This is a genomic window from Acaryochloris sp. CCMEE 5410 (genome assembly GCF_000238775.2).
GTDB lineage: Bacteria > Cyanobacteriota > Cyanobacteriia > Thermosynechococcales > Thermosynechococcaceae > Acaryochloris.
In genome coordinates this window covers 642,759-661,365 of the sequence record NZ_AFEJ02000001.1, presented here as the reverse complement: position 1 = coordinate 661,365, position 18,607 = coordinate 642,759, and the positions used below count along the sequence as shown (strand labels likewise).

Sequence of the window (18,607 nt, the reverse complement as noted above, 5' to 3'; positions counted from 1 at the left end):
TAACCCGGATCAAACTCGTTGATTAGCAACTCTAAGTGCAGGCCTAGCTTGACCAGCTGTCATTTGTTTATCGAATGCTTGATCAAGCCTACTGAGTAAGCCATCACAGAGTTCCTGGATATCCGCTGAAAGATCTAAAGACCTCCCTTTGTCTACAGAATATGAATTAATCTCCCACGTATTTATAGCTCTAAATCTTTTTCCCAAAAAAGAATAGATATCGTTTATAAATTGATTCGGATAGCACACCATATGCTCATATTTACACATCATTACTCTTGAGTTCAGATTAAGCTCTAACTCAAAAAAGAATGAATTTCTGACATACCAAAACAAAACAACTGCATCAGCAGGCTGGATATCATCCCTATAAAATTCAACTAAGGTTGATCGGACAGAAGATGGGATGGATTCCGAATACCAAAAATCTGTATTTCCATCAATAATGGCTTTGATGTTTCGTATTCCTACATTTAGACTGAATTTATTTAGAAATGAATTTACAACGTCTTTATACCCCCTATACATCCATAAGGCTTTAGATTGAGGAAAATGATCGAGTAAATGCAAAATATTTTGCGTTTCTACTAATGGCTTCAAAACAATAGTAGGAGACTTATCCTTTAATAAATCTGATTCCAAATCCTGAAATGAGTTGAGCCGAAGCTTAAAGTGCCCAGTTTGAGTTGGATCATTCGAGGACAGACAGCTAGATTCTCTATATACATTAATATTGAAATCCCTAGCGAAGATTCGGTTAATTAAGCTTGTACCTGAGCGTTGGCAGCCAACTATCATCAGAATTTGTTGTTGAGGACATGTTAGATGAAATAGTTTTTGATATAGAAATTTCAAGGCATAAATAAGATATAGGTCAAAGGTGACATGCTCGATATTTAATCGTTTTTTTATTCTATACATAAGTATTTTCCCGAGATAATCTAGAAACTGTAATTAGATATCTAGTTTGTAAGACTCACTATTTCTGGGGAATTCCAATCCCAGCTTGATATTGCTAATAAAATAGAAAAATAGAAGAAGAATACCGTATGGCTCCATATATTTTCTGTGAGCATTCCCACTAAAACTGCAATAATTAAAGCAGTAATAATCAGGCTTAAATCTTTGTGAGAGTCTAAAGTAGAAGATCGTACTAATTTAATCGACTGAGTAAGATATATCCCCCACAATACTAAATAAGAGAAGAGCCCTAATATTCCCCCCTCAATCAATGCCCTTAAATAGTCATTATGAGGTAAATATTTACTATCAATGGATTGCTTGCTTAGCCCCAAACCATAACCAAGAAAGGGATGTTTTTCCCATGCCTTTAAAACAGTATGCCAATGAGATAAGCGCCAATTAAAGCTATTATGATCTGACTCAGACAAAAGAATCCCTCGATTAATACTAATCTCTGGGTTTAATAAAGGCGTATTAATCGTTGACTCAAGTCTTGACCGACCATAGTCCGTACTAGCAAATAAACTAATTACCAGGGAAAAACTTAATATTCCAAAAATCAAGGTCTTCAAACTTAATTTAGGAAGAATGATTACCAGTAAAGATACTAACAACATCACTAGAACAAACAATGCTTTAGTACTAATCAACAAAAAGGATAGTCCACCTAACAGCGTTATCCATAGTCCCTTGAATCTAAATGCATTCTTATATTGCCACCACACTATTCCCATAAATAATAGGAGAAATGAAGCAAATGCATTTGAATGAGCAAAAGTCGAGTTAATTCGTTCTATTCCATTTTGTAACTGAAATAAGGCCATCAAAATTGGGATAGGTAAAGCCAGCAATAGGACAGAGAGAATCTTTTGAGGTGAGACCTTCCCTTTTAACTGCAGAACTAAAAAATATGCTGTTGGCCATATCAGTATTCTTAGCCACTCTCTAACACTTTCAGTTAAGTAAGAAGCATCAGAGCCTAATGCATCGAGAGGCATTAACAACAACCATAATCCTTGGGAGATTGTCCAGCCGAATAATAACCACCAAAATGAGTCTGTTTGAATTGATTTATTACTAATAAAACAAAACACCATATAAAATACGGCTAACATCTCAATTCCGATTCCATAAGCAGCAGGAATTTTAACTTGAGAAAAGAAATCAAGTGAGCTTCTAAGCACAAGTAAAAAAAGGATGCTGACTTCAAACTCCTTTAGAAAAAAAGACAATATAATAGCTGTTATTGCTAATAGTATGCTTGCTTTAAGGATGACTTCTCCCAACATGGCAGTACCCAAAGCAACTGACAAAGAGAGCAAGCCAAAACTAATACTTTTCTTATTAAGTTCAAATATAGTCATATATGCTTAAGAAAAAGATTTATCCATCCGAGTTCATGCAGCCAAGGCATAATCTTCTTTTAAGTAGCGATAATATTTATCCGTTGAGGCCGTTACTCCATTTATTGCCAGACCGACAACATTGACATTATTAGAATTTAAGATGTCTATGGACCTATTTAGAACTTGCTTAGGAGTAACGTCAAGCCTTGCAACCACAATTGTTTGACGCCCTTCTTGGCTCAATACTAAAGCGTCAGAGCAAGCCATTACTGGTGGAGTATCAATCACAATCACATCGTAATGTTGTTGCACCTCAGTAAATAGTTCCTTTGCTCTTTGGGTTTCAAAAGAGAAGACATTATCATATGAAAACTTCCCTGAAGTCATCACCGATAAGTTTTTTACGGATGTTCTGTGGATAGCAGCGGGTAAATCTTCCTTTACTGAATCTCTGAGGTAATCTTGCAATCCTGGATCCTGAGGCAACTGAAAAATCTTATGGATAGAAGGACGCCGCATATCAGCATCAATCAGTAAAGTTCTTTTTGACAACATTGCCGATAAAACAGCCAAGTTCGTGGCGACAAATGATTTACCCTCACCAGAAATTGCACTGGTTATGACTAAAACCTTGCTTTCAGTTGAATTTTTATATTCAATATTTTTAGATAATGCTCTTACTGATTCCAATAATGGCAAGTTATTATAAAGTTCAGCAAAAGGTAATGAAGGGAACAAACGGCTATTCTTTTGTTTGGGAATTATGCCTAACACAGGAACGTTTGTGTTTTCCGCTATGCTCTCTAAGTCTCTGAGTCGTCCATCCATCCCTTCCACGCTTAAAGTGACCCCTGCTGACAGTGCAACTGCAGCCATCATTCCTAGCACAAGAAAACTAGGAATATTCGGATATGAGGGTAAAGTTGGTTTATTCGCTTCCTCAATGATTCTGAGATTACTAACCAGTTGAGCTTCTGCAATACGGGCCTCATCAAGCTTCTGACGAAGAAGATTAACTGATTTTGTTGCCCCTTCCTTTTTTCTTTGTAATGAGGCTAATGTCTTTTCCAAGACAGGGTATTGCTTACGCCTAGCATCTAGCTTAGATATGTAGGCCCTTGTATTGGCTAATTTGTCCCTCAGTTCATCCCTCTCAACAACACTAAGGACTAATTTTTCTGATAGTTCTTGGGTAACTTTTTCATTCGCAACCTTAACCGTACCATCCGAGTTTAAGCGACTCCCTGGGGATATTGTTGCAAGCTTCTGTTGATACAGAGCTTGGGCAGCATCCTTCTCAGTGATGAGTTTTTGAATTTCTGGATGATCATCTGTCAAGGTTTCTTGCTTGATTTTTAGCTGCGACTCAAGATTAGACAGTTGATCTCTCAAGCTAATTAGCTCAGGATTCTGTCCAGCCTTCGCTGATAAGTATGATTCTTTATCAGAACTTTGGTCGATGACTTTACTAAGTGCCAAGCCTCGGGCTTGTACTTGTCTTAAATTAGCTGATATCTCCTCAGCCACTTTTTCAGCTTCAGAAATACTCTGAGTTAAGCGCTTATTATCTGTTTCCTCTAGTGAAACAATGTCGTATTGCTGCTTAAACTGACTGATGGAAGATTCAATTTTAATGAGTTCCTGTTGCCTGCGAGGGATTTGATTCTCTAGAAATTGTCGTGTTGCCCTTGCTTCAGAGCGAATAGTCTCAGCATTCTCTTGAATGACGCTTGAGGCGATCAAATTCAATAGCGATGAAGTTACTCCTGGGTCTGTATGGCGAAATGTAATTTCAATGATCTGAGTACCGGGAATAACCGCTGTGGCGACTTCTGGCTTAACTTCGCCTAGGGTAACTTTCTCAATGGCACTATCTTGATTGCTTTGGTTAAACAACACAATAGCTTTTGTGAGAACACTTTTAGAACGAACAAGCTCTTCTTGGGTTGCTAGCCCCTTGTTGTTATCTCCTGGCGTTTGAGCTATATCACGACCCAGGGGGGAAATACTTGTGGCTGGCCTTTGATCTAAAATTAACCGGACTTTTGCGGAATATAGACGAGGAGTAATCAGCAGATACACGACTATCCCAGTAAAAACAGATAGAAAAGTTCCTACGGTAGTCCAACGATTCCTATAAATTATTTTGATTACTTTTGAAACAGATTCGTTCATAACAGGTAAAAAAGCTAATGACTTACTTTGCTTATTTAGAACGCTTAGCTAAACTAAGTAGCTTTTTTACTTAATTAGTCCAAGCCAATACCCATACCATTCAACTCCACCCATCTAAAAAAGATGAAGTCAAAAAAGTGTGGTAATTTCGAAGACACTAGCCTCCCAATTACTTCACATCTAACGGTTCACTTTTCTCAGGATTAAGAGGAAAATCCGAACTCAAAAGTGCTGAATAAAGGTCCAAATTATCGGCAGTTATTTTTTGCCAAGTATAGTTCTCAGAAACGTGCTTTTTAGCCCTCTTAGCCATTTGGGATAGCTTTTCTAAATCCCTCAAAGCAGCATCAATGCTATCAATACAAGATTGTAGATTTCCTGCTTGGAACATAATGCCTCGGTCAGTACCTAGTAATTGGCGATGTGCCAAGATATCACTAGCCAGAATAGGAATACCTTCACGCATTGCCTCCAACATGGCCAATGGCAAACCCTCTAAATCTGAAGGTAGGGTAAATAACCCTGCACCTCTAACCAGCTCTGCCAATTGTTCACCTTTCAGCTCACCTGCAAACACTACATCATCTCTATCCTCAGCTCTCTTCAAGAGTTCTCTCTGATAGACTGTTGTATCGCTAACTCCACCCACGAGCACTAATTTCCAGCCACAGGTTTCTATCCTCTTAAAAGCTTCAATTAATAGCTCAGGTCTTTTTTCAGGAACAAGCCTGCCCAAAAAAATAAAATATTTACCAGATTCTAAACCGAGAGATTTTCCGAATTTAAAGTCTGGATCTGAATTTTTATATGTGGCAGGTGCATTGGGAATATATACTGTCTTTCGCTGATAGGTATGCCAAAAATAGGCTTCAAGTTCCCTTGAAACAACGGTTATTTCATCAGCGAACAGAGCAGCTGCTCGTTCACCTAACCGGATGATAGTGCTAGAGAAAGTGCCCCATTTTGCTCTTTGCCAGTCTAACCCTTGGCAAGTGACTACAATCTTAGGAGGCTTCTGGAAAGGATTTAACTTAGGTAACCAACAGAATAAAGAAGGTCCTAATGCATGAAAATGAACAATATTATATTGTCCTAAAGAGGCCGATATAGCTGCAATCAAAGAAGATAGAAAAGCATCAATCCCACGTAGCCAAATACTAGGAAGATTGACAACCTCTACCCCCTCATAGGAGGTTCTCTTAAACCACGATAAATTAGTATAAGAGGAACGGGCAAACAAGACCACAGAATTTCCTTGGGCAACCATTCGAGGATAAACCTCTGAACAGTGATGCTCGATTCCACCTTGTTTTGCTGGTAGACCCTTTGGTCCAATAACGGCAACTTTCATTTGGCAACCTTATTTTTGACATCAAGTACTTGGGTTTAGCGGTCTCAGATTGGCGTCGGGAACCGCAGATTAAAATAGTTAGTTTGATAACGTTAAACAATGTGCAAGTTTAAGCAACATTGCAAACTTAGGAAGATCGTTTTTCATGGGATTAATCTCTAATTCAACATAGTTTTTAACTCAAATACTCTAACGGGTTGGATTTGTTTGGTTAATATCTCTAAAAATTGCTGCTAGCATGGGATTAGGCTCCTACATCAGTACTTGGGAGTTAAGAGAGCAGTCTCAGATTGGCGTCGGGGGCTGCTCTTGCAGCTTCGAAGTAATGATGTCCCATAGACTCATTTGGGATAAAGTCATCATCAATTATGCTGTCGAGAAAGTTTTCTCTGACAATTGCTGTCTGTCTTTCCATCGTTCTCGCATATCGTTATAAATTTCTGAAACAACCAACCTTGCCCAATAGGGACTGGATAATTGAGTGCAGGCTTGACTGGGATAACATTGAGGGTTTTCCAATACAGTCCTGAGAGAATCAGCGGTGGATTTAGGGGTTCTCGTAGGAATGATGACTCCTGTTTTTTTCGTAAGCAATTTAGAGGTTTCACCCGAATCAGTCGAAACGATTGGAATCCCGCAAGTTAGGGCCTCCAATACAACCATCGGAAGCCCTTCATAAACGCTTGTTAAGGCTAAAAGGTCACTCACTCTGAGAATATCTGCAATTTCTCGCGAATTCATGGAGCCCAACAAAGTTACCTGGCTGTTTAACCCTAAATTCTTGATTTCTAATTGAATATCTTCTTTTAGTTCGCCTACTCCAATCATAAGTAGATGGATATTGGCATCATCAAGTTCTGCTACTGATCTAACCAATAACAAAGGATCTTTTTGAGGGTGCAATCGCCCCACATAGGTAATGAAGCGTGTCTTCAGAGACAGCTCCATTTCTGAGATCAGTTGGAGACGCTTTTGGTCCTTTAGTTGAGCAGATAGTGGGAAAAAGATTTCATCATCCACGGTATTTCGGATCAGCTGATAACAGCCCTTAGTGGAGAAGTAAGTTTTCTGTAAATACTTCAGGGATTCGGAATTGCAGGACAACACATAGGAGAATTGCTTAATCAACATATTTTCAAGCAGGAAATATGCAGAAGGTAAATATCTCCATAAAAAGGTTTTATTGCCGCCTTGACCATTGACTTGCTTTTTTATATCTGCATGAATAAATAGCGTTTTTTCGCCATGCCAACTAAATGAAGCTAAAGAAGGCTCAATTCTATGAAAATGGAGAAAGTCAGAATTTAAATCCTTTCCAAACAATGCTAGAAGGAATTTTAAGGTAGTGGGTATTAGTCCTCTGATGTTGTCATCTTCAATATAAAGTATAGGGAGATACTGTATCTGCTTGTTAAGAACTAAAATAGTTTGCCAGCTACCAATACTGCACTCCTTTCTAGATGTGATCCCTACCAGTCGAATATCAAAATCCTGAGGTGCATATTTAATAAAGTTCAGAACGGTTGTCTGAATGCCACCAATACTGACATCCAGTGGATCAATTTGATAAAAAATAGTCAAAGATGGATTTAACATTCAGCAGATTGCTAACGACTTCGCACAGCCTTAGATAGAAAAAAGAACGTCTGAGATAAGCAATTATTCTATCTATGAAATTCCGAGCAATCCTCAACCAACAAGGTTTTTAGTGGATTACTAAGAAGCATCTGAATTTACATCAGTAAACTAATTCAATAGTTCAATAAAAACTGTGTAATGACATACCAATAAATCTAGTTTCCTAGAGAAAATCCGTTTTTGTAAAACACACTACACACTTACACTTTTAGCTTTCTTAGTAATATTTTGTCCTGACGTTGTCATATTACACATAGTCTTTCATCTTGCGGGTAACCTAGGTTACATTATAAAAATAAAAAATAACGTTCCTAAATTAGGATGTGTATTCAGAACCGATATTTAGTGGCAGTAAAATAATCTTTTTTTTGCTGTCATCATAGGATTAAAATAAGATCAAGTCATGATATTTACCCTTCTAATAGGTCATTTACCTTATAAATCCTTAATCTAGCTATGCTTTACTACCTTGGATTTTGATATCCTCCTAGTATTGGTAAATCACGATGTTGAAATTTGAGTCGCATTTGACGTCCATTTCCTGACGCCAATGCCCCTCCAAAAAGCTAGAGTGAGAGGCAGCGCCAAATTATTCTGACACCATGAGAACGGGAATTATTGCAGCAGTGGTCTTTGTTGGACTATTAACTTGGCTAGGCAATAGCTCTAAACCATCTCCACAAAGCCTTTCACCCACAACAATTTCTCCTCCCCTGCCTGAGTCTTCTACGAATCTACCGACTGTTCCCGTTGACGAATCAGCGGGCCTATCGATTATTGCGCCCAATTCTGATGAAATTATTGAACGAATTCGATGGACAGGGAGTTGTGCTAACTGCAATTTACGGGGCATTAATTTGGAAGGGGCCGAGCTCGTCTTATTTCTACAGCCTCAAAAAGAGGAGCTATTCCAAGCGGAACAAGCTTCTGCGATCGGCGTAAACTTGGAAAAAGTTAATTTCAGCAATGCTCAACTTAGTAAAGCCAACCTTTCTAGAGCTTTTTTGCATAGTGCTGTCTTAGAAGAAGCTGTATTGAAAGAGGCCATATTGACTCAAGCTATCCTGAGACAAGCCAATCTTCGGTCGGCAAATCTTGAATCAGCGCTGCTAGAAAATGCCCGTTTCCAAGATGCGGATTTAAGGCGGGTGAATTTACAGCAGGCCTTTGTCAAATCAGCAAACTTTGCCCGGGCAAATTTGGTAGGGGCAGATCTAACAAAAGCAGATTTAAGAGAAACTGATTTTACCAGAGCTAATCTAACTCAAGCAGTGTTAACACAAGCTAAACTCCGGGATGCGAACTTCAGTCAAGCCAAACTCATCAATGCAAACTTATCTGACACTCGCATTGATGGTGCGAACTTCAGCGGTGCAGACTTAAGAGGGGCGACATTACCCAAGGCAGGACTCAATAATGTAAATTTCTGCCAAGCAACCATGCCTAATGGGAAAAAAAATACGACTTGCCCTAAACCTTCATCCTAAAGGTCAGTCGGAGACTGATATAGCTCGTGACCAAGAACGCTAGAGTAAAGTTGGGCGTTTAGGCATATAGATGAATTCATGGAATCTCCTAAAATCGGATTCGGAGTAGGATTGGCCTTCGCACTCTTCTTACCCATCGCAGGTTGTAGTGGAGATGCGGTTCAGCAAGCTTTTTCTGCAGATCCACAGGCCAGTCAGTGGAGTAATTTGTCAACGTTGCCCAAGGGGTTTCCTGCGGACTTAAGCTATCCCAATGCCAACTTACAAGGGGTGCAACAAAGCCAGACCAACTTGCCTTCCAGCCCAAATAGCCAACGCCCGCCCCAACAAACACGATGGGCGACACCAGATAATAGCCAGAAGGTGCAGCAATACTATAGTCAGTTATTGCAAAAAAGGAGCTGGCAGCTTTCAGGGCGAAAATTAAGTCAGCAGCAGCTTATTTTGCTGGCAAAGCGAGATCAGCTTCAGGTTAGAGTGACTATCCCTGCTACTGGGACCTTAGTTCCAGTACGAACGGGAAATAATAGTGGACGTCGAATCCCTATGACGGTCTTCTTCATCGATTATTCCCAGGAGAAGGCGTTGTCGAAGGTTGAATCACCGACCCAGTCTTTGCCTAAACCTGGGGACTTAGATTTTATTGGGCCAGTCGCAAATCAGACCCCTGAGTCATCGAACACCGACGCTAGCCAAAGTTCAGCTGAGGTACCCGCAACACTGCAAGCCTATGTCAGCGATGTCCAAAGGCTAGAAGTGATTGATCTAGGCAACCCCAACCAACCTATCCAGCGAGGGACTTTTGCCCGCTGGTTAGTCAAAACCAATAATCGGCTGTACCAGGATCGCCCTACTCAACAAATTCGCTTGGCCGCTACGAATCAAACCCCTATATTTAAGGATGTTCCTAGTTCCAATCCCAATTTTCCTTATATTCAAGGTTTAGCGGAAGCAGGCTTTATTCCGAGTCCTCTCTCAGGGGATGCCGACCAAGCTACGTTTCAGCCCAATCAACCCCTCACCCGCGAGGTGCTTTTGAGCTGGAAAGTGCCGATTGATTTTCGCAAAATCTTGCCTTCGGCGACAACCGCAAAAGTGCAAGAGGTGTGGGGATTCAAAGATACTAAGCAGATTTCTACCCCCACTCTCTCAGCCATTTTTACTGACCATAATAATGGTGAACTGGCCAATATTCGTCGGCTGTTGGGGTCAGCCCTACTGCTGCAACCCAAAAAATCTGTGACGCGAGCTGAAGCTGCCGCTACACTGTGGTTTATTGGAGTTGCTGGCGAAGGGTATTCTGCCAAAGACGTTTTGCGAGCTGAGCAACAAGCTGAAGCGGCTGGCCCTTCTTGAAGGGGTTGGGCATTAAAACCCTTTGAATTATTAGGCCGACTTAGCTTATCCAGGCTGTTGTTTGAGCTTCAATTTGATGGCTGGGATGAATCACTGATGCAGGCATTGTATTAGCGTTATTGAGCCATTGGATCGAATAGCCAAAGAAGGGCAACGCCAAAGTAATTGCTGCTGCATGGGAAATCAAAATGAATTGTTTTTGTACGGTATTCATAGCGATTACTGACCTCATCACCCATCACACTTCCGAGTATGCCCGGTTTATTCAATTGTCGCGGTGATGATGACGGAAGTTCCCAGTGATCTTGATCACAGAAAGCATTACACAGAGATGGATTGAGAGATCGCGACTTCTAATCCCTTGAGCAAGGCTTGATTCTCAGCAGGTGTCCCCACGGCTGTGCGGAAATAATGATTTCCTAATCCAGGCTTAGAACCAAAATCTGCTACCCAGATATTTTGGTCTTGGAGCGCTTTAACTAAAACTTTTGACTGTAGGTTTAATGGCTGGGTATCCACCAAGAGGAAATTGGTTTCGCTGGGATGGACCTGCAATCCTAGATCCGTTAATGCCTGCTGTAATCGAGGTGTCTCTGCCAGAATCTTCTGGATATTAGCCTCAACATACGCCTGATCTTCGAGGGCGGCAATACCAGCTGCGATCGCAACTTTATTCACAGGAAACAACTGGGCGGCTCGGTACAGATAATCGACGACTTGAGGGTTTGCAATCCCATAGCCAATGCGCAATCCTGCCAGCCCAAAACTCTTAGAAAGGCTACGCAGCACAATCAGATGGGGATAGGTATCCACGAGATCCGCAATCGTGGTTTTGCACAGCTCAAAGTAACATTCATCCACCACGACCATGCAGTTGACTCGATTCAGCACCTCCACCAAGGTTTCACGGGCCACTAAATTCGCAGTGGGGTTATTGGGATTGGCAATATACAACACTTTGGTATCCGGGGTGACCTTGGCCACCAAAGCATTTACATCCAGGCCAAAATCAGGGGTCCGTTGGACAAAGACCGGTACACCTCCCATCACTTGGGTTGCATGCCAATAGACAAAAAAGGTGGGCACGGGTAAAAGCACTTGTTGCCCAGGTTGAACAAAGACCTTGATAATCAGCTCAATCAAATCATCGGATCCATTGCTGATAATGAGCTGCTCAGGGGAGGCCCCGGTGTAGGCAGCGAGTTTCTCTCGTAAAACCCCGCCTAGGACAGCGGGATACCGATTACAAGTGGTGGCCGCTTGGGCAATGGCCTCCACCACTTTGGGGGAAGGGGGATAGGGTAGCTCGCCTTTGTCCAGACGAATCGCTTGGTCATCTTTATAGGGACCTACCGTTTTGGAGGCGAGGCTGCGAATAGAGGGGCTTACCCACTGTTCGAGGGTATCTAGATTTAGGGGCATGTCGGCTTAATTCCTAATACTTGAGGCAAAGCTTGGATACTCTCAATCACTCGGTCACAGCCAAGATTCGTGAACATCTGCACCTGTTCTGCCTTGGCCCGACTTGCCGTAAATCCCGTGAGGACGCCAACGGAAATACAGCCAGATCGCTGGGCTGCCACCACATCGCTAGCAGCATCGCCAATATAGACCGCATAGGTGCGCTCTTGTTTCTGAAAGGCTTCGGTACAAAAGCGTTGAGGGTCTTCGTCTACATGGAGCGCTTTGAGGATGACAAAAGGATGGGGTTTGCCTAACTTGACGGGGCCTGAGGTGGCTTTCAACTGTTCTTCGGCAGCCAAGACTTCATCGTAGGTAACGATACGCTTTGGGTCGAAAAAGGGGAGTAACCCCAGAGCTGTCAAGGGTTCAATCACTTCGTTGCGGGGGCGACCGGTTGCGATCGCAAGGGTAAATCGATCAGCGTCCTTAAGGGTTTGCAGAATAGTCTTAATCTGGTCTACATCCAAAACGGTTTCATCATCGGGCAGGGTAAACCCTTTACGACCTTCATACCAGGCTTGGAAGTTCTGATAACAGAGATTCCACAAGTCGCTGTGGGTCTCAGGCAAAGAAATGCCCAAATGTTTTTGATAAAAAGGTCGAACAAAATCAGTCACGGCTGAACCTTTTAGATCAGTAGTCTCCTGCCAAAACTGGGCAATGGTAGACTCACTGACGTTTGGATCAAACTTGAAATCCTGCAAGCATTGGCTTAATAGCTGCCACTGTTCAGAATTAGCCAGATCAAGTTGAGCATTGAGGCTAGACCATTTTTCAGGGGCTTGGTGCTGAAGTTGTTGCAGAATTCCAGCCAAATGGAGGCAGAACACAAAGTAGGTCAAATCCCAGTTGGAATTGATGGCCCTTCGTTTAAGTTCATAGATAAAGTCGTTGTTGATGGTCTGTTGACCGTTGGTGAGAACCTGTTGGGGTTGGGTAGGGCCAAAATAATCGGTTAACCCCAAGTATTCGGGCTGGGTGATTAATTCCCAGACGGTTAACCGCGCGGTGTTCCAATATTTTTGTTCGCTGGTTATCACCCCATCTAAATCAAAGACGAGAAATTTAATGCGGTCGGCTTGGTCAAGAATAGTCTGGGTTTTCAGAGATGGGTTGGTTTGATTCACGCTGGTATACCCACTCAACTAGGGGGATTGAGGTCTCAAAGTCTGACGATAGCATCCAGGCTGAGCCAAACCCAAGCATCGACACCGCAACCTCCCTAGAGGACAAAGATGTGATGCCTTGAAAGTGGGCATCGATTCCACTAACGCCCAAGCACGACTAAAAAAGCAAGTAATACCAGTAGAGACATTAACGCAAATAAACTAAACGGACTAAATTGCCAAAACTCAACGGTATTAGCAGAAAGAAAAATCAAAGAATTCAGAGAGCTATACACCATAAAAAATCTCCTAGTCAGAGCTTAAGTTCAAAGATGCTTGAGTTTTACCTCATTTGAAATTAATAAAGATCTAATTGGCTTCTGGGTCGTCTATACCCTCATAGAGCTTGGACGAAGGGAAGATACTGCTTTGTACATCACCCTGGGTCGGCAAAAAGATTTAAGTCTCCTTCTCAGGATCAGCCTTCGGTATGACTACTGTGCTTTCTAAAACCTCTCCCCGCTTGGTTTTGAGTAATTGAGTTCCAGGGCCATCCTGCCCCCACATGGGCAAAGTTTCAATATTTAACCGAGCGGCTCGCTCCTGATTACTAAGGACAATCACATCTTGGTTGGGACTGGCTGGTAACAACGCGATCAATCCATCCGATTTGATCATAAACTGCATTGCTTGAGTGCCTAGATCCCCCACTTTCCCTAACCGCAACAAATCAATGGGTAATCGTTTGCAATAGCCCTTACTAGATATCAGCAGCAAATCTGCATCGTCTCGAACTGCTGCTAATCCGACAATCGATTCTTGCTTTCTTAACCGAAACACTTGATTGCCCTGGGCAGTGCGGCCCATTTCAGGAATCTCGGTTATGGGAATATTTAACAGGCGTCCAGAAGAGGTTGCGATCGCAACATTGGTTTCCTGCTCAGCTTTAACCACCCAGCCCAACTGGTCCCCCGATTTAATCTTGGCAGCCCCCAATCCCCGACTCGTCATCTCGGCAAACTCGCTCATGGGCAGGCGCTTAATTTTGCCCTGTTGAGACAAAAGAATAAGCTGACTCGTATCCGAAATTTCAGTGCTGAGAAAGCGGGCAATAATTTCGTCATCGCGTCCCGAATCGGGCAGCAGGGTGACTAAGGGTTTCCCCTTGCCTTTGCTGGAGGTAAACGGGATAGACTGCAACCCGACGCCATAGGCCTTACCACTGCCTGTAAACAACAGTAGATCGGTTGTCAACTCTGCAGTTTGCCGAAAAATGGTTAAATCTGTTGAAGTTTCTGCTAGATCCCCAGACAAGTCAGGTGCACTATTTTTACGCTTAGACACGCGCATGCAGCGAGCATACCCCCGCTGGTTCAGCTCCACAACGATGGGTTCGTCACTGATCGGAGCTGCTAATATCTCGGTTTTAGCTGCGGCCCCCAGGATAACGGTTCGTCGCGGATCGCTATATTGCTTTTTCAGGGCTCGCAGATCTTTCTTTAATGCCTTCAAAAGTTCATGGCGATTTCCCAATAATCGCTCCAACTCGCCAATTTCCTGGGCCAAATCATCAAATTCTTGTCGGAGATTTTGTTGCTCTAACCCCGTCAATCGCCGCATCGGCATCGCTAAGATGGCATCGGCCTGACTGTCACTCAATTGGAAATGAGATTGGAGCTGAACTTTTGCCGTCGTCCCATCGGGGGCATGGCGAAGAATTTCGATTAGGTCATCTAAATGGTCGAGGGCTTTAATGAGTCCTTCAACTAAATGTTGGCGGCTTTGAGCTTGCTCCAACTGATTTTGATATCGGCGGGTTAAGGTCTGTTCTCGGAAATCGAGGAATTCTTGCAAAACCTCCTTCAAAGACAGCTGCAAGGGCACGCCATTGACCAGGGCCAACATAATTACCCCAAAGTTTGATTGCAGAGGAGTAAGCCGATAAAGCTGCTCTAGCACAGCTGGGGGTTGCGCTTCCCGCTTCAGCTCAATCACAATTCTCATTCCTTCGCGATCGCTTTCATCGCGCAGGTCTGCAATGCCTTCAATCCGGCCCTGATTAATTAAGCTAGCGATTTTTTCAATACAGCCTGCCTTATTTACCTGATAGGGCAGTTCCGTCACGATAATCACGGGACGGCGATGTCGGCCTCGGCCCGGCTGGATTTCCTCAATGGAGGTCACAGCTCGAACGGTGATGCTGCCTCGACCATTGGTATAGGCGTCGATAATTCCCTGCTTACCTACAATTTCCCCCCCAGTGGGAAAGTCCGGCCCAGGGACCAAGGCCATTAATTTTTCTAAGGTCATGTCTGGGGAATCGATTAGTGCTACCAGTGCATCAACAATCTCTCCCAAATTATGGGGAGGGATATTGGTGGCCATGCCCACTGCAATGCCTGAACAGCCGTTGAGGAGAAGGGTGGGAAGTTGGGCCGGTAAAACGGTGGGTTCTTGCTGGGAATTATCAAAGTTGGCGGCAAATTCAACAGTGGATTCGCCAATTTCTTCTAAAAGGGACTGATTGCCAATGGGAGACAAGCGGGTTTCCGTGTATCGCATGGCAGCTGGTGGATCGTTATCCACGGAGCCAAAGTTGCCATGTCCCGCCAATAGGGGATATCGACTCGAAAAATCTTGAACCAGCCTGACCAAGGCATCATAAACCGCCTGATCGCCGTGGGGATGATATTTACCCAGCACATCCCCCACCACTCTGGCGCATTTACGGTAGGGACGATCTGGCGTTAGTCCTAACTCATGCATGGCATAGAGAATGCGCCGATGCACCGGCTTTAATCCATCCCGGACATCGGGTAATGCGCGCCCGACGATCACGCTCATGGCATATTCCAAGTAGGACTGCTCCATCTCGGTATGCAAAGCGGTGGCGATGACTTTGCCGGATGAGAGAAGATTAAGTTGCTTGGACATGAGTGAGATTCCTTCAGATCTGGCGAAATCAATGGGGTACTGGAAGGGGACAATCCAATTCTGCCCAACCCTCGCGAAAAGGCATCAGGCTACAATGCACTTGTACTATGGAAACCCCATTTTTCTCAACTCTGTCCATAAAACGCAATTTCTTAATCTGTCTGGGTTATCCCGTCCCCTGAACCCATTAGCCCTTTCTAACCACACCATTATGCATCTGCTGTTGTCTTTGCTCTTTAGTTTTGGTATCGCTATTGCAGCGATTTTGTCTGTTCAAAATGCTACAGCGGTTTCGGTTCATTTTTTAGTCTGGCGCTCTGTTCCCATTCCCGTGGGGATTGTGTTGGGGTTCGCAACGGGGTTGGGCGTATTGGGCGGTGCGATCGCAACCCCACTCTGGACCAAGCGACAATCTCGCCGACGGCGATATGCCGAGTTTGAAGACTCTGAATTTACTGAAGATAATTCCTATTGACGTTCCATAACGCCAAGAGATGTTATCGAAACCCGACAGGCCCAAGCCTGAGTTGGCAGCCCTAATTCGAAGAGGTATGGGTTAATCGATGGTAAATAGATCGTAAATGCCCAGTACTATCAACGGGGGTCCGAGGCTGGGGCAGTTCATTATTCGGCCAGTTCGATAAGTCATGGCAAGGACATTCAGGGGAGGCGATTCCTGCCACTGGCAAACTTACCGGCATCTGACAGCGAGAACAATCCGTAATTTCCCATTGATCTGTCAATAGCTCTTCTATCGTGGGGACGACACCCTCCAAACAGCATTCTCCAGATTCCGAACTTTGGATATATTGCCACAAAGATTCAAACTCAGGACTATAGTGCTCGCCCTGAATGACGCGCGGAACAGAGTAGGGTTTTTGTTGCAGACCTACCTGGATTGATTTACCCAGTTGTAACCAAGAGGCTAGATAGTCTTTAACTTGCTGTTGGGAAGCCATAATGCTTAAACACCCTTAGGGTCACACGCTGATAGGGTGACTCTAACCTAAATTTTAGGATAATGACATCAATCTCCAGGCGCTGTTTAAAACACTTCAACACCTTATAATCAGACTCTTTCGGGACCGTCAGAGGAGACCATCGGAGTAACATAAGTCCCTAAAGCTTTAAGATTTAGGGCATAACCCGCTGACACTAAGTAAACTTGATCCGAGATCGCCCCAATCTGACGCAGCAATTCCCCCATGCGATCGCGAAATCGTCTCCCCAAGGGATACCCTGGCACCACCCCCCAGCCCGTCTCTTCACCCACAACAATAATTTGGCACTCCGCCTGGGTCAGGGCTTTCAACAACGTCTTTAAAGTATCTGCCCACAGAGCAGCATCCTGGTCCAAAATATTAGTCAGCCAAGTCCCTAAGGAGTCAATCAGCAAACAAACCGATTTTGGCTGGGCTTGAATCGTCTTGGCCAAATCCATCGGGGCATGTATGGTTTGCCAATTTGTAGGACGGCGCTGCTGATGGGATTGGATCCGCGTTTGCCATTCCTCATCTTCAGGATAGTCTGCTGCCGTGGCCACATATATCACCGACCTATTAGACTGATCGGCCAAGTTTTCCGCCCATTCGCTCTTACCGGAGCGGGCTGGTCCTGTCACTAAAACTAAATGCCGATTATCCATAGCCTTTCCAGCATTTGTTTACATAACACATCAACACATTCTCAAAAATCTACGCAAAATCTTTAGAGTCGGCCTTTCTGCTCCGAAACTTCGTACTTTGAGATAAGCTGCATTACGGGCACTATCCCTGATAATAACTAGAGAGTTCAACCCCTTCCCGTGCAAAAAAAATCTAACCGCTGGTTCATTTGGGTTTTTGTTGTTGTTGCCGTTGTCGCCTTAGTTGGATTTTCCTTCGGCTCGATCTTCGATAGCCTCCTTAGCTCCCGCCCTTCTCCTTCTCCCACTGTTCCAACCCCAGGTACGACTCCAACTCCACCGGTAGTATCAGATATTGAGAAGAAAAACCTGCAAGACCTTGAAAACGGTTATTTGCAAATCTTAGAGAAAGAACCAGACAATCCAGATGCTTTGCGCGGTCTAGCCGAAGCCCGGAGTCAAATGATTAAAATCGGTTTAAAAACCGAAAAAGATCTGCTGGACCCTTTAGAAAAACTGGTTGAGCTGAATCCAGAACAGACTCAATACCAAGTTCTTCTCGCCCAAACCCTGCAAAAAACGGGTAAACGGGAAAGCGCGGCTCAAACCTATCGAAGTATTCTAGCCACTGAACCTGGCAATATGGATGCCCTCCAAGGATTTGTCAATCTATTGGTCGAACAGCAAAGACCCTCCGCTGCCACCGAACTCCTACAGACAACCCTTAAAAATGCTCCTCAAGCCAATCAGGTAAAGCCCAACAGTATTAATGAAAGTGCAGTCCAACTCCTACTCGGGCAAGTCTATGCCACCCAAAGGCAATTCGATCAAGCCGTTGGCGTCTACGACAAACTTATTGCTAAAGATCCTAACGATTTTCGCCCAGTTTTTGCCAAAGCAATCCTTTTAAGGGAACAAGGGAAAACCAAAGAAGCTGATATCCTCTTTAACTCAGCCGAAAAATTAGCCCCTGGCCAATATAAAGATCAAATAAAAGCTGCGGCCCAAAAGCCGAATGCAACACCTGAAACTTCTTCCAGTTCCCAGTCTCCTAGCGCCAGTCCCCAACCCTCTCCCAGTTCAACACCAGGGACCCCTGAATAGACCTAAAAATTTCCCTAGCAACAGAGCGTTACTAGGGAAAATGCAATATTAATATTCAG

General features: G+C 43.7%; 15 protein-coding genes. 4 read left to right on the top strand and 11 right to left on the bottom strand.

The window, feature by feature from the left end:
• Nucleotides 1-9: 9 nt before the first annotated feature.
• From ON05_RS02890 to ON05_RS02870, 5 genes are all read right to left on the bottom strand, one after another.
• The gene (locus ON05_RS02890) at nt 10-921 is read right to left on the bottom strand and encodes a sulfotransferase domain-containing protein (protein WP_010475234.1); all 912 of its coding nucleotides are present in this window, start codon (nt 919-921) and stop codon (nt 10-12) included.
• A 41-nt stretch (nt 922-962) separates the two neighbouring features.
• Nucleotides 963-2,327 (bottom strand): O-antigen ligase, encoded by a 1,365-nt coding sequence (locus tag ON05_RS02885; protein ID WP_010475233.1) that lies wholly within the window; start codon nt 2,325-2,327, stop codon nt 963-965.
• Nucleotides 2,328-2,360: 33 nt separating this feature from the next.
• Entirely contained in the window at nt 2,361-4,484 is a 2,124-nt protein-coding gene (locus tag ON05_RS02880; protein WP_063825633.1) for a tyrosine-protein kinase family protein, read from the bottom strand.
• 169 nt (nt 4,485-4,653) lie between these two features.
• Complete coding sequence (locus tag ON05_RS02875; protein WP_010475228.1) at nt 4,654-5,835, bottom strand: glycosyltransferase family 4 protein; 1,182 nt, start codon at nt 5,833-5,835, stop codon at nt 4,654-4,656.
• A 366-nt stretch (nt 5,836-6,201) separates the two neighbouring features.
• The gene (locus ON05_RS02870; protein ID WP_010475225.1) at nt 6,202-7,431 is read right to left on the bottom strand and encodes a glycosyltransferase; all 1,230 of its coding nucleotides are present in this window, start codon (nt 7,429-7,431) and stop codon (nt 6,202-6,204) included.
• Nucleotides 7,432-8,075: 644 nt separating this feature from the next.
• On the opposite strand from ON05_RS02870, the gene ON05_RS02865 reads away from it, so the two are divergent.
• Together ON05_RS02865 and ON05_RS02860 are read left to right on the top strand one after the other, a co-directional pair.
• Entirely contained in the window at nt 8,076-8,960 is an 885-nt protein-coding gene (locus ON05_RS02865) for a pentapeptide repeat-containing protein (RefSeq protein WP_010475223.1), read from the top strand.
• 78 nt (nt 8,961-9,038) lie between these two features.
• Nucleotides 9,039-10,316: an S-layer homology domain-containing protein gene (locus ON05_RS02860; protein WP_010475221.1), complete on the top strand. Its 1,278-nt coding sequence runs from the start codon at nt 9,039-9,041 to the stop codon at nt 10,314-10,316.
• 40 nt (nt 10,317-10,356) lie between these two features.
• Here ON05_RS02860 and ON05_RS02855 read toward each other — a convergent pair whose 3' ends face one another.
• The 4 genes from ON05_RS02855 to gyrA all read right to left on the bottom strand — a co-directional run bounded on the left by ON05_RS02855 (nt 10,357) and on the right by gyrA (nt 15,820).
• Nucleotides 10,357-10,530, bottom strand: coding sequence for a hypothetical protein (locus ON05_RS02855; protein ID WP_010475219.1), 174 nt, complete (start codon nt 10,528-10,530; stop codon nt 10,357-10,359).
• Between the two features lie 107 nt (nt 10,531-10,637).
• Nucleotides 10,638-11,738 (bottom strand): histidinol-phosphate transaminase, encoded by a 1,101-nt coding sequence (gene hisC / locus ON05_RS02850; protein ID WP_010475218.1) that lies wholly within the window; start codon nt 11,736-11,738, stop codon nt 10,638-10,640.
• The gene (locus tag ON05_RS02845) at nt 11,729-12,907 is read right to left on the bottom strand and encodes an HAD family hydrolase (protein ID WP_010475217.1); all 1,179 of its coding nucleotides are present in this window, start codon (nt 12,905-12,907) and stop codon (nt 11,729-11,731) included. Before ON05_RS02845 ends, hisC begins: the two co-directional genes overlap by 10 nt.
• Before the next feature lie 438 nt (nt 12,908-13,345).
• Nucleotides 13,346-15,820 carry a DNA gyrase subunit A gene (gene gyrA / locus ON05_RS02840; protein ID WP_010475216.1) on the bottom strand — a complete coding sequence of 825 codons (2,475 nt, stop codon included), beginning with the start codon at nt 15,818-15,820 and terminating at the stop codon, nt 13,346-13,348.
• Nucleotides 15,821-15,914: 94 nt separating this feature from the next.
• On the opposite strand from gyrA, the gene ON05_RS02835 reads away from it, so the two are divergent.
• Entirely contained in the window at nt 15,915-16,295 is a 381-nt protein-coding gene (locus tag ON05_RS02835; protein ID WP_139025857.1) for a lipopolysaccharide assembly protein LapA domain-containing protein, read from the top strand.
• Between the two features lie 61 nt (nt 16,296-16,356).
• On the opposite strand, the gene ON05_RS02830 is transcribed toward ON05_RS02835, so the two are convergent.
• Together ON05_RS02830 and cobU are read right to left on the bottom strand one after the other, a co-directional pair.
• A complete protein-coding gene (locus ON05_RS02830; protein ID WP_010475214.1) occupies nt 16,357-16,779 on the bottom strand; it encodes a hypothetical protein in 423 nt (140 codons plus the stop codon).
• A gap of 110 nt (nt 16,780-16,889) precedes the next feature.
• Nucleotides 16,890-17,465, bottom strand: coding sequence for a bifunctional adenosylcobinamide kinase/adenosylcobinamide-phosphate guanylyltransferase (cobU, locus tag ON05_RS02825; protein WP_010475213.1), 576 nt, complete (start codon nt 17,463-17,465; stop codon nt 16,890-16,892).
• Between the two features lie 159 nt (nt 17,466-17,624).
• On the opposite strand from cobU, the gene ON05_RS02820 reads away from it, so the two are divergent.
• Nucleotides 17,625-18,548 carry a lipopolysaccharide assembly protein LapB gene (locus ON05_RS02820; protein ID WP_010475212.1) on the top strand — a complete coding sequence of 308 codons (924 nt, stop codon included), beginning with the start codon at nt 17,625-17,627 and terminating at the stop codon, nt 18,546-18,548.
• Nucleotides 18,549-18,607 lie beyond the last annotated feature (59 nt).

Bases quoted from the DNA above. Each gene is read 5' to 3' on its own strand.
- ON05_RS02890 (WP_010475234.1), bottom strand. From the start codon at position 921: ATGTATAGAATAAAAAAACGATTAAATATCGAGCATGTCACCTTTGAC.
- ON05_RS02885 (WP_010475233.1), bottom strand. From the start codon at position 2,327: ATGACTATATTTGAACTTAATAAGAAAAGTATTAGTTTTGGCTTGCTC.
- ON05_RS02880 (WP_063825633.1), bottom strand. From the start codon at position 4,484: ATGAACGAATCTGTTTCAAAAGTAATCAAAATAATTTATAGGAATCGT.
- ON05_RS02875 (WP_010475228.1), bottom strand. From the start codon at position 5,835: ATGAAAGTTGCCGTTATTGGACCAAAGGGTCTACCAGCAAAACAAGGT.
- ON05_RS02870 (WP_010475225.1), bottom strand. From the start codon at position 7,431: ATGTTAAATCCATCTTTGACTATTTTTTATCAAATTGATCCACTGGAT.
- ON05_RS02865 (WP_010475223.1), top strand. From the start codon at position 8,076: ATGAGAACGGGAATTATTGCAGCAGTGGTCTTTGTTGGACTATTAACT.
- ON05_RS02860 (WP_010475221.1), top strand. From the start codon at position 9,039: ATGGAATCTCCTAAAATCGGATTCGGAGTAGGATTGGCCTTCGCACTC.
- ON05_RS02855 (WP_010475219.1), bottom strand. From the start codon at position 10,530: ATGAATACCGTACAAAAACAATTCATTTTGATTTCCCATGCAGCAGCA.
- hisC (WP_010475218.1), bottom strand. From the start codon at position 11,738: ATGCCCCTAAATCTAGATACCCTCGAACAGTGGGTAAGCCCCTCTATT.
- gyrA (WP_010475216.1), bottom strand. From the start codon at position 15,820: ATGTCCAAGCAACTTAATCTTCTCTCATCCGGCAAAGTCATCGCCACC.
- ON05_RS02835 (WP_139025857.1), top strand. From the start codon at position 15,915: ATGCACTTGTACTATGGAAACCCCATTTTTCTCAACTCTGTCCATAAA.
- ON05_RS02830 (WP_010475214.1), bottom strand. From the start codon at position 16,779: ATGGCTTCCCAACAGCAAGTTAAAGACTATCTAGCCTCTTGGTTACAA.
- cobU (WP_010475213.1), bottom strand. From the start codon at position 17,465: ATGGATAATCGGCATTTAGTTTTAGTGACAGGACCAGCCCGCTCCGGT.